Source organism: Shewanella sp. ZOR0012, assembly GCF_000798835.1.
Taxonomy (GTDB): domain Bacteria; phylum Pseudomonadota; class Gammaproteobacteria; order Enterobacterales; family Shewanellaceae; genus Shewanella; species Shewanella xiamenensis.
In genome coordinates, this window is record NZ_JTLE01000094.1 from 3760318 (window position 1) to 3772216 (window position 11899).

Sequence of the window (11899 nt, forward strand, 5' to 3'; positions counted from 1 at the left end):
ACATTCTCAAGCGATGGTCGTTATATGGCGTACCTCGCGATGACTAAACCTGGCTTTGAGGCCGATCGTTACCGCATCATGTTGCGTGATACCAGCACCGGACAGTCGAAGGAAGTGGCACCGCTGTGGGATAGAAGCCCAAGCTCGCTGATGTTTGCACCGGACAACCGTACTCTGTATGTGACGGCGCAGGACATTGGCCAAGTGTCTATTTTTAAAGTGAATACTCAATTTGGTGATGTGCAGTCTGTCTATAGCGACGGCAGTAATAGCCTGATTGCGATCGCCGACGATCAACTGATCTTCGACAGCAAAACCTTAGTTGAGCCGGGCGATCTGTACCGCATCAACACCGACGGCCAAGGCCTGAAACGTCTAACCGAAGTCAACAAAGACAAACTGGCCGAAATTAAATTCGGTGAATTCCAACAATTTAGCTTTAAGGGTTGGAACAACGAAGATGTTTACGGTTACTGGATCAAACCTGCCAACTACCAAGAAGGCAAAAAGTATCCGATTGCATACCTAGTCCACGGCGGTCCGCAAGGTTCATTTGGTAACGGTTTCAGTGGTCGTTGGAACGCCCAGTTATGGGCCGGTGCGGGTTATGGCGTTGTGATGGTGGACTTCCACGGTTCAACTGGTTACGGCCAAGCCTTTACCGATTCTATCAGCCAAGATTGGGGCGGTAAGCCATTAGAAGACTTACAAAAAGGTCTGGCAGCGGTGAGCCAACAACAAAAATGGCTCGATCCACAAAATGCCTGTGCCTTAGGTGGCTCTTACGGCGGCTACATGATGAACTGGATCCAAGGTAACTGGAACGATGGCTTTAAGTGCCTCGTTAACCACGCGGGTCTGTTCGATATGCGCTCCATGTACTATGTGACCGAAGAAGTATGGTTCCCAGAGCATGAGTTTGGCGGCACTTATCAGGATAACAAAGCGTTATATGAGCAGTTTAACCCAGTTAACTATGTAGAAAACTGGAAAACCCCGATGCTGGTTATCCATGGCGAGAAGGATTTCCGTGTGCCTTATGGTCAAGGATTAGCTGCATTTAGCTTTATGCAGCGTAAGGGGATTCCATCTGAATTGCTGATTTTCCCTGATGAAAATCACTGGATCTTAAAGCCAGAAAACCTAGAACAATGGTACGCGAACGTGTTCCGTTGGATGGACAGCTGGACGAAAAAGTAACCGAGGATGATGGACTTAAATCCACTGTGTACTAAGTCCCATTAACTTGTTGCCAAAGCCAGAACCCTGTTCTGGCTTTTTAATCATCGTATTATTTATATCCAGCTAATCACACCCTTGAACGAATGGGGTTAAATACTGGCTACTGTTATCTATCAAGGAATGAAGATGCTGATCAGAGCGGCGAGTACAACAGATATTGAGGCGATAAGCGCGTTAATTACGCAGCTTACACAGGTTTATATCGCTCCCACGTGCACTAATATGGGCGCAGAAACCTTAGTCAACGCCATGTCGGTTGAGTCGGTGGCTCATTATTTTGCCTTAGGTTATCAATATCATGTTGCAATGAATGAGACTGGCGAACTCGTCGGTGTGGTAGGAATGAAGGATAACAGTCACCTTTATCATCTGTTTGTGGCGGATATTGCCAAGGGGCAAGGCCTGTCGCGTCAGCTGTGGGAGCATGCTAAAGCTGAGTGTCTCGCGAAGGGGAATCCCGGCACGTTTACCGTGAACTCGGCGGTGAATGCGCTGCCTGTCTATCAGCGCTTTGGCTTTGTTGCACAAAGTGATATTCGCGAGCGAGGTGGGATCCGCGATATTCCAATGCAACTCGTGCTTTGATGTCTAACGATCTTTAACCATAAGACCAAAACATAAAATCAGAAGAAGAGAACCTATGGCGAATGTGAGTTTTTACCCAATCGGGACTGTCGGTGAAAAATGGGGCGATGCCGAAAAGGCCGCATGGTTTGCTAGTACGCAAATTAAACGTTCTTACCAAGACAATGTTGTCACGCCACTAAAAGCGATGGAGTCACAACTGGCCGAATTAGGGCTGAATGTGGTGCAATATGGCGCTTTATCGATTGATCCAGCGCGTTACCCTTTATTTGCGGTCAAATCAGCAAGCTTTGATCCGAAAAAGATAACGGTATTAGTCACAGGGGGCGTACACGGCTACGAAACCAGTGGTGTGCATGGCGCCTTGGCTTTTTTGGCTAACAACGCGGCTCACTATGCTGAGCGGGTAAACTTAGTGGTGGCAGTGTGTGTAAGCCCTTGGGGTTATGAGACTATTAATCGCTGGAACCCGAAAGCTATCGATCCAAACCGCTCGTTTTATGCTAATAGCCCAGCAGAAGAGTCGGCAGCACTGATGGCACTGGTGGCAAGCGTTCCACAAGGTTTTGATGTGCATGTGGATTTACATGAAACCACCGACTCGGATGAGGATGAATTTCGTCCAGCCTTGGCCGCGCGTGACGGCAAAGACTTTATTCCCGGGACGATTCCTGATGGTTTTTATGCTGTAGGCGATACCGAAAATCCGCAGGATGCGTTCCAAAAGGCGATTATCGATGGCGTTAGCAAAGTGACTCACATCGCGCCTGCCGATGACAAGGGCGAGATTATCGGCTCAACGGTAGGGCAACACGGGGTGATCAATTACCCATTGAAAGCGCTAGGTTTATGCAGCAGTGTGACGGGTTGTATTTATAACACCACCACAGAAGTGTATCCCGACAGCCCATCGGCCACGCCCGCAGAGTGCAATTTAGCTCAAGTTGCGGCGATTACCAGTGCCATCGACTATGTGTTAGCACTGAATTAATTGAGTTTGTTACTTATTTGATATCAAGCTCGCAAGTCAATCGTAACGTTGTGTACTGTGTCATCAATTGATTTTGCTTAAGTTAAAACGATAAAAGCCCTCAAACGAGGGCTTTTGCATTTAACAATTTTTTATTGCCTAGACTTTATATCTATTGAGCACTATTGCTCGGTGAAAGGGCGGCCATAGTAGCTGTCGAGTAATAGCTGTTTTAGCTCGCTAATTAGTGGATAGCGAGGGTTGGCACCAGTACATTGGTCATCGAAGGCATCCTCGGCAAGCATATCTACTTTGGCGAGGAAGTCGGCTTCGTTAACTCCGGCTTCTTGGATTGACGCAGGAATGCCCAGCGTCTTCTTGAGCTGCTCGATTTTCTCCAGCAATTTTTCAACTTTTTGCGCATCTGAGTTGCCACCTAGGGCTAAATGATCGGCAATGGCCGCGTAACGACACAGGGCTTTTGGCCTGTCGTATTGGCTGAATGCAGCTTGCTTAGTCGGTAAGTCCGTCGCATTAAAGCGGATAACGTTACTGATCAGCAGCGCGTTCGCCAGCCCGTGGGCTAAGTGAAACTCGGCGCCCAGCTTGTGAGCCATAGAGTGGCAGATCCCAAGGAAGGCGTTGGCAAAGGCGATACCGGCTATGGTGGCGCCATTATGCACTTTTTCACGGGCGATGGGGGATGCGGCGCCGAGCTGATAAGCATCGGGCAGATATTTGCACAGCAGGTCAAGAGCTTGCAGGGCTTGACCATCGCTGTACTCGTTCGCCATCACGCTGACATAGGCTTCGAGCGCGTGGGTGATCGCATCGATTCCGCCGAAAGCGGTTAAGGATTTTGGCATATCCATCACCAGATTTGGGTCTACAATCGCCATATTAGGGGTGAGTTGATAGTCGGCAATGGGATATTTTTTGCCGGTTTGTTCATCGGTGACCACGGCAAAAGGTGTGACCTCAGAGCCAGTGCCGGAAGTGGTCGGTATCGCCACCATAGTGGCTTTGACGCCCATTTTAGGGAATTTATAGATACGTTTACGGATATCCATAAAACGCAGTGCTAAATCGGCAAAGTCGACATCGGGATGCTCGTACATCACCCAAATAATCTTGGCTGCATCCATGGGCGAGCCACCGCCTAAGGCAATAATCACATCGGGTTTAAAGCTATTGGCCACTTTGGCACCTTGTCGCACTGTGGCCAGTGTGGGGTCGGCTTCCACTTCGTAAAACACTTCGGTTTCAAGACCTTGGGCTTTTAAAATCTTTAAGGTTTCGTCGCAATAACCTTGGTTAAACAGGAATCTGTCGGTCACGACCAGGGCGCGCTTTTTATCACTCAATTCTTCAAGCGCAATAGGTAAGCTGCCGCGGCGGAAGTAGATAGATGAAGGAAGCTTGTGCCACAGCATGTTTTCAGCCCTCTTAGCGACGGTTTTTTTATTGATTAAATGGCTTGGGCCGACGTTTTCAGAAATCGAGTTTCCACCCCAAGAGCCACAACCTAAGGTGAGTGAGGGGGCGAGTTTAAAGTTGTACAGGTCGCCAATTCCGCCTTGTGAGGCTGGAGTATTGATTAGAATTCGCGCGGTTTTCATTCTAAAACCAAAGGTTTTTACCCGCTCGGTTTGGGTATCTTGGTCGGTATATAAGCCTGATGTGTGGCCAATCCCGCCTAAGGCGACCAAGGCTTCAGCCTTATCGACGGCGTCATTGAAATCGGCAGCGCGGTACATGCCGAGTAAGGGGGATAGTTTTTCGTGGGCAAAGGCTTCGGCCTCAGTGATATCGGTGACTTCACCAATCAAGACCTTGGTGGTGTGGGGGACATCAATACCCGCCATTTGCGCTATGGTTGCGGCGCTTTGGCCGACGATATCGGCATTTAAGCCGCCATTTTTAAGAATGACTTGTTGCATCGCAGCGGTTTGCGCCGCATTTAAGAGATAACCACCATGGGTGGCAAAGCGCTCTTTGACTTGCTCGTAGATGCTATCGACGACAATCACCGCTTGCTCTGAGGCACACACCACACCGTTATCGAAGGTTTTAGACATCAGAATCGAGCTAACCGCACGTTTTATATCGGCGGTTTCATCGATAACAATTGGGGTGTTACCTGCGCCTACGCCAATGGCGGGTTTGCCTGAAGAATAGGCGGCTTTCACCATGCCAGGGCCGCCCGTAGCGAGGATAAGATTCACTTTGGGGTGCGTCATTAACTGGTTTGAGAGCGCCACACTGGGCTCATCAATCCAACCGATAATGTCCTTGGGCGCGCCTGCAGCAATGGCGGCATCTAACACCAGTTTAGCCGCTGTGGTGGTCGAGACTTTTGCCCTTGGGTGAGGGGAGAAAATAATCGCATTACGGGTTTTAAGACTAATTAATGCTTTGAAAATGGCGGTGGAGGTGGGATTGGTGGTGGGGACAATCCCACAGATAATGCCCACGGGCTCGGCGATAGTGATAGTACCGAAGGTGGGGTCCTCGGATAAAATTCCGCAGGTCTTTTCATCTTTGTACTTGTTGTAAATGTACTCGGAGGCAAAGTGGTTTTTAATCACTTTGTCTTCAATCACCCCCATTCGGGTTTCGGCGGCGGCCATTTTCGCAAGCGATATACGCGCATCGGCAGCGGCGAGGGCGGCGGCGCGGAAAATCGCATCGACTTGGGCTTGACTAAAACTGGCATATTCGGCTTGCGCTTTGGCGACGCGCTCGACCATGAGATCCAGTTCTTGGGCGTTGGTTACTGTCATGATTAAGACTCCTAAAAAGATTTAGGGAATGCACGATTCGCTAACTCTTCTTTATGGTGAAAAATTACACCTAAAGCCTAAGGTAAAGTGTGATCTTGCGGACAATTTAGGGTTTTTATGTAATAAAAATACGTCAGTTGCGATCTTATGTGTCTTTTTTGTCTAAAATAAGCCGAGTACAGTAAACAGATATTACTCAAACTTGTGATTTAACCTCAAAAATCTCATTTTTCAGTCATCTGTGCTTAAGCTACTATACTTGCCCTTAAGTTTAGTTTGATGAAATTGGCGTGACACGCTCAATAAGGATAGTCACTTGGAGTTAACACTTTACGTTAAATTTTTTCTTGGCTTGGTTGCCATTATCAACCCTATTGGTTTGTTGCCAGTGTTTGTGAGCTTAACCAGCCATCAAACTGAAGCCGAGCGTAACCATACAGGTAAAGTGGCTAACTTTGCGGTGGTGGTGATCCTGTTGGTGACCATCGTCGCGGGACAACATATTTTGAATATGTTTAGCATTTCACTTTCGGCTTTCAGGATCGCTGGTGGCACGCTGATCGCGATTATTGCGATGTCGATGTTGCAGGGTAAATTGGGCGAAGTAAAACGTAACCAAGAGGAAGACCGCGAATCTTCGGCTATGGAGTCCGTGGCGGTTGTGCCGTTAGCCTTGCCGTTAATGGCTGGTCCAGGGGCGATTAGCTCGGTGATTGTGTTTGCCGCTGAGCATAATTCATTATCCAATTTTATTGCGATGTTTATTACCGTGATTATTTTTGGTTTGGTGAGTTTCGGCCTGTTTCGAATGGCATCTATTATCTATAAAATTCTAGGTAAAACAGGAATTAACGTGATTACCCGTCTTATGGGATTATTAATGCTCTCGATTGGTATCGAAGTCATTGCCGCTGGGATTAAAGGCTTATTCCCACAACTTTTTAGCTAAAAATCGGAATGCGGGAGGCCATTTCCTCCCGCTGTTGCGGTTGCAGTTTTCATTTGCTTTTATCACATGAAATTTTCTCCCTTGGCCTTATTTATAGCCTTATCTCGAAAAGCCGTTGTAGCCTTGTATTGTCGCAACCACTTGTTTTTATAATAATTAGTATTTTCTAAATTAGCGTTATTCTATCGTTATCATTAACATCCTGTGCTATATAATAGGTTAACAATTTAGCCCTAAGTCGATTAAGGATATCCCTATGAAATGGCAATGGATTGGCAACCTCAGCTTAAAGCAAAAATTACTCATGGTTGTATTGCCCCCTTTATTCGCGTGTTTTTTATATGGTGCGCTATTTCTCATCGAAAAGTATGAATATCGTCAAGAGCTGAAAGTCGTCGTGCAGCTAAGCGAATTGGCGGTGACAAACAGTAACTTTGTCCATGAGTTGCAAAAAGAACGGGGCATGAGTGCCGGATTTATAGGCTCAGCGGGCAAGGCATTCGCAGGCAAAATACCCAGTCAAAGGCAATTGACAGATACTCAGCTCAAATATTTCCAATCTTTTATTGAAAACCACAATTTACCCGCAGTGTTTGCGCCGAAACTGCGCGATCTAAATACTCAACTCAGTAAATTAGCTTCAATTCGCTCGCAGGTTGATAACCTGTCAATCAGTGTTGCCGATGAAGTAGCCTATTATACGGCGCTCAACCGAGAGCTACTTGCGATTGTTGATGAGACTGCTAAAACGGGTGCTAATCAAGAAATTGCCATCAAAGCGGCGGCATTTAGTGCCTTCCTACAAATGAAAGAACGGGCAGGGATTGAGAGGGCAGTATTAAGTTCGACATTTGGACAAGCAGGGTTTAAGCCTAAGGTTTACGCAAAGTTTATTACCCTAGTTTCTGAGCAAAATAGCTATTTAGAGCGTTTTATTGCATTGGCAACACCTAATTTGGTTGATGCCATTAACCGCATTCAAAATTCTAATGAAGTTAAAGACGTTGAATCGCTAAGACAAATTGCATTTGACCAAGATAACCAGAAAATTCAACAACAAAATCCAGAAGACTGGTTTGCTAAATCTTCAGCTCGGATTGACAGCTTGCGGGATTTTGAGCAGCAAGTTTCAGCTGATCTTTTGAATATCACCCATGAACGCCTTGCATCTGCCAATCAACAAATGTTTTTTGTGTTAGCGACGTTAAGCTTGGTGCTGATCATTGTACTTTTGCTCAGTTTATCGGTGATCCGATATTTACATACGAGTGTTCATCATCTTTATTCCACGGTTACACAAGCACGAAAACACTACGACCTCAGTGTTCGGTTAAACCATAGCAGCCAAGATGAATTTGGTGAACTTGCCTTAGCTTTCAATGAGATGATGAGTGATTTTGAAAACGTTATCTTACAAGTGCGTGCCAGTGCTAGCAAATTACAGCAGGCGGTTGAACAAATGGATGTTTGCACCCATGCCATGGAGCAAGATGTGATGGCTGGTCACTGTGAGGCTGAGCAAGTGGCATCGGCGATGACCGAAATGAGTGCGACCGTTGCCGAAATTGCGAGCAATGCAGTACAGGCATCAGAAGCATCAAATTCGGCTAACCAAGAGGCCAAAACCGGTAACCTTGAAGTTGGCAGAACCAGCAATGCAATAAAAGCACTAGCGGATGATATTAATGGTGCCTCACAGGCCATCAATGAACTCGATAGAGAAATTCACGGTATTGTGGTGGTATTAGATGTAATTAACAGCATTGCAGAACAAACTAATCTGTTAGCACTTAACGCCGCAATTGAGGCCGCCAGAGCTGGTGAGATGGGTAGGGGATTTGCCGTGGTAGCCGATGAGGTCAGAAGCTTAGCGCAGCGTTCGCAGACATCGACGTCTGACATCAAGAATATGACTGACAGATTAAAGTCCAGCGCTAATTTAGCGGTAAAAGCCATGGATCGCGGATTAGCACAGGCCAATACCAGCGTCCAAGAAGCGGAGCAAGCAGGTATTGAACTTAAACGTATTGTTGAACAAGTCGATATCATTAACCGCATGAATGAGCAAATTGCGACAGCCACCCATGAACAATCCGCAGTGTCTGAAGATGTAAATCGTAATGCGTTAAAGATCAGCGATATTTACTTAAACACTCAACGTATCTCCGATGAGCTAAGGGAATTGACTAAAGCATTGACCTATGACTCCGAACTCATGTCTAAAGAAGTCCATAAATTTACAGTAAAATAGTGCATTGGTTAATTTTAGCGCCTTGAACGAGGGCGGTTTGTCTAGCAATTGTGCAACCGCCTGAAATCGATTCTTTTTTACTTGACCATACAAAGGCTTTTGCGTACAGTACCGCTCCGTTAACGATGAAAGCTTACACGTTAAGCACTATTCAACTCGATTAACCGTGTTCATTGACACGTAAAAGCTAATGACAACAATCTGGTGAGATGTCCGAGTGGCCGAAGGAGCACGCCTGGAAAGTGTGTATACGGAAACGTATCGAGGGTTCGACTCCCTCTCTCACCGCCATATTCAAGTTTAAAGACGTCCTAGGACGTCTTTTTTCTTACCTGTATTTTATTAAAATCAATAACTTACCATCCGATATTATTTAATAACATCCTACTGCATCCGAAATTTTTAGTAATGCCAAAAGTAATGCCAAGGAAATTTGAAAAATTTTGGCATTACTTTTGGCTTCAAAAATACCCTTTTTTTTATGCCTTTTTTTACTTGATTTTCTCGATTTTATGGCTCAGATTTAACTTGGCAAAATCCTGATTTGTCTGAATTTATTCAGTGATAAGTAATGCTTGATTTTCGAGTGAAAAATGATGCCAAAATCAAGCATTACTTTTGGGTTTAATTTTAGGGGGTAAAACATGGGAAGGAGTACAAATAAGCTGACTGCAAAAGCGGTGCTCAATGCTAAAGCGGAAGCAAAACCCTATCGATTGTCAGATGGTGGCAATCTCTATCTCTATGTGCGCACTGCAGGGAAAACCTGGGAATTTAGATATATACGTCCCTCCACCAGCAAACCCACCTATTTTGGTTTAGGCTCATATCCTGACGTATCCTTAGCTGAGGCGCGAGATAAAGCGCTAGAAGCGCGGAAAAACTTGGCCGAAGGCATCGACCCTCAATTACTTAAAGTTGAAAACAAATTAAAAGCGGCAACAGAGAACGCTCAAACTCTGAAGCATATTGCACAAATGTGGATGGACTCAAAGCAAGGAAGCATCAAGCCTAAAACCATCGAAGGCAATTGGCGAAAGCTTGAGCTGTATGCCTTCCCTAAACTGGGGAGTATTGCGATTAGCAGACTCACGGCTCCCATAGCCATTGCCGCGCTCAAGCCCCTAGAGCAGAAGGGGCATCTTGAAACGGTTAAACGTACCGCTCAGTTGCTGAATGAAATCATGAACTTTTCAGTTAACTCTGGTTACATTCACGCCAATCCGTTGTCAGGTATTCGAGAAGTTTTTAGAAAAAGCAAAGTAGAGCATCTGAAGGCATTAAAACCAGCAGAGCTAGCTGAGTTGCTGCAGACTATTGCAAACGCCAATTTATTGTTAACGACTCGGTGTTTGATTGAATGGCAATTGCACACAATGACCAGGCCAAATGAAGCGGCCGGAGCCCGTTGGGAAGAAATCGATTTTGATGCCAAACTTTGGACTATTCCTGAATCACGCATGAAAATGAATCGTGAGCATATTATCCCGCTTACAGAGCATACCCTCGCGATACTCGAAACTGTTAAGCCGATCAGTGAACAAAGCCAATTCGTTTTTCCGTCATCTAAAGATCCTAAAAAGCACACAGATCCTGAAACCATCAACAAAGCATTAGGGCGAATGGGATTAAAGGGAAGAACAACGGGGCATGGTTTACGCTCACTGGCGAGCACAACCTTAAATGAACAAGGCTTTGATGGTGATGTTATTGAGGCAGCGTTAGCCCATGTTGATAAAAACCAAATCCGCAGTGCCTATAATCGCACGACCTACCTAGAGCGACGGACCAAGTTAATGGAGTGGTGGAGCAATCATATTGCCACTGCAGCAGTGGGCTCTTTGTCAGTAACAGCTGGTTCAAGAAAATTAGGGGCATGACCTGTAAGGCCGAATAGAGATTATCTCCCTGAGTCAAAACGTTAGGGGACGTGACAAACGAATCTAACCTGTTAACTCCGACTCAGGGTTGTTACTCATACATCATGACAAACTTAAAGCCAAGCCAATGACTATTGAGCAGAGCCAGCATTTGCACCAACTAAACGTTTTAGCTGCAAGCCATTCTGAGGTGGCGGTATTATGGCTTTATGGTTCGCAGGCGAAAGGAAATGCTAGCGAGCATAGCGATTGGGATTTAGCCGTCGCATTCGACCCGGTAAAGGTGGACAGTGCGCTTGATACCCGGATTAGAGCTGAACTGCTTGCTATGGATTGGCAACGAGCATTGGGGCTAGCTGAAGGAAAGCTATCCATTGTCGATATCAATCTAGCATCTATCCCTCTGGCTTTCGGAATCATTAATGCCAACAAACTTATCTTTAGTCGAGATGAAGGTCGAAGAATGCAAGAAGAGTCTCGCATTATGTCGCAATTGGAACTCGATTATTTAGCCCAAAACCACTTTATTATTTTGGATAATGCCTATATCACGTCATTGCGTTCAAGCCTTAGCCGGTATCAAGCTGAGCTTGGAGAGTTACGCCAATTACTCAGTCAACGTCCCATATCTAATCTTGAAGATCGCGCAGCAGAGCGAACACTACAGGTCTCTATTGAAGCTTGCATTGGTATTGCCAAACATTGGGCTAAAGCACAGGCAGGGCATAGTCCGCAGGATGCCTACCAAGCATTTGAGATCCTGTGTCAACGAGGCACACAACCAGCCGATGAATTAAATGACTGGCGTAAAGTGATAGGCCTGCGTAATGCACTGGTACATGATTATCTGAATATTGACCCTGAGATCATCCGCAGTGTGATCTCTCAAGGTTATAGCGATAGACTATTTGTCTTTGCAGAGCAGGGGTTGGAATGGTTATCTTTGAAGAATAACTAAAAGGGGCCCTCCTGGCTTTTATATAAGTTAAAAATGAGAATCACTAAAGTGAACTTGCTTGCTTAAATCCCTACGACTGGGATGTTTGTTTTTTTGCACTTTAAAATTTATGCTTTAATTAGTGTTGCCATCCTGTCTAGCATTGTAAGTTCTTCACCGATTCAAAATCCCCACCCAGCAAGTGAGCTTTACTGTCTCAGTGATTTCTTCATGTTTACTCTGCGTCCTCGCTTTTCCTGCTCGGGTATTGGCTCAACCTTGGGATCAGCTGTGCTGGCTGA

Annotated in this window: 8 protein-coding genes and 1 tRNA gene; 8 read left to right on the forward strand and 1 reads right to left on the reverse strand. The window is 45.8% G+C overall.

Annotated elements, in window-relative coordinates:
* The 3 genes from L976_RS18105 to L976_RS18115 form a co-directional block, all read left to right on the forward strand.
* Positions 1–1200: dipeptidyl-peptidase 5 (locus L976_RS18105; RefSeq protein ID WP_047540699.1), on the forward strand; the 1200-nt coding region annotated here is incomplete at its 5' end.
* Between the two features lie 168 nt (positions 1201–1368).
* The gene (locus L976_RS18110; protein ID WP_047539017.1) at positions 1369–1827 is read left to right on the forward strand and encodes a GNAT family N-acetyltransferase; all 459 of its coding nucleotides are present in this window, start codon (positions 1369–1371) and stop codon (positions 1825–1827) included.
* Positions 1828–1882: 55 nt separating this feature from the next.
* On the forward strand, positions 1883–2818 hold the full coding sequence (locus L976_RS18115) for a M14 family metallopeptidase (protein ID WP_047539020.1): 936 nt from the start codon (positions 1883–1885) through the stop codon (positions 2816–2818).
* A gap of 161 nt (positions 2819–2979) precedes the next feature.
* On the opposite strand, the gene adhE is transcribed toward L976_RS18115, so the two are convergent.
* Positions 2980–5580: a bifunctional acetaldehyde-CoA/alcohol dehydrogenase gene (gene adhE / locus L976_RS18120; RefSeq protein ID WP_047539023.1), complete on the reverse strand. Its 2601-nt coding sequence runs from the start codon at positions 5578–5580 to the stop codon at positions 2980–2982.
* Positions 5581–5896: 316 nt separating this feature from the next.
* Here adhE and L976_RS18125 point away from each other — a divergent pair, with 316 nt between their 5' ends.
* The 5 genes from L976_RS18125 (at position 5897) to hepT (ending at position 11618) form a co-directional block, all read left to right on the forward strand.
* On the forward strand, positions 5897–6529 hold the full coding sequence (locus L976_RS18125; protein WP_011072194.1) for a YchE family NAAT transporter: 633 nt from the start codon (positions 5897–5899) through the stop codon (positions 6527–6529).
* 256 nt (positions 6530–6785) lie between these two features.
* On the forward strand, positions 6786–8780 hold the full coding sequence (locus L976_RS18130) for a methyl-accepting chemotaxis protein (protein WP_047539027.1): 1995 nt from the start codon (positions 6786–6788) through the stop codon (positions 8778–8780).
* Between the two features lie 203 nt (positions 8781–8983).
* Positions 8984–9071 (forward strand) — tRNA-Ser (locus tag L976_RS18135).
* 353 nt (positions 9072–9424) lie between these two features.
* Positions 9425–10660, forward strand: a complete 1236-nt coding sequence (locus L976_RS18140; protein WP_037425208.1) for a tyrosine-type recombinase/integrase — start codon at positions 9425–9427, stop codon at positions 10658–10660.
* 127 nt (positions 10661–10787) lie between these two features.
* Entirely contained in the window at positions 10788–11618 is an 831-nt protein-coding gene (gene hepT / locus L976_RS18145; protein ID WP_047539030.1) for a type VII toxin-antitoxin system HepT family RNase toxin, read from the forward strand.
* Positions 11619–11899: the final 281 nt, after the last annotated feature.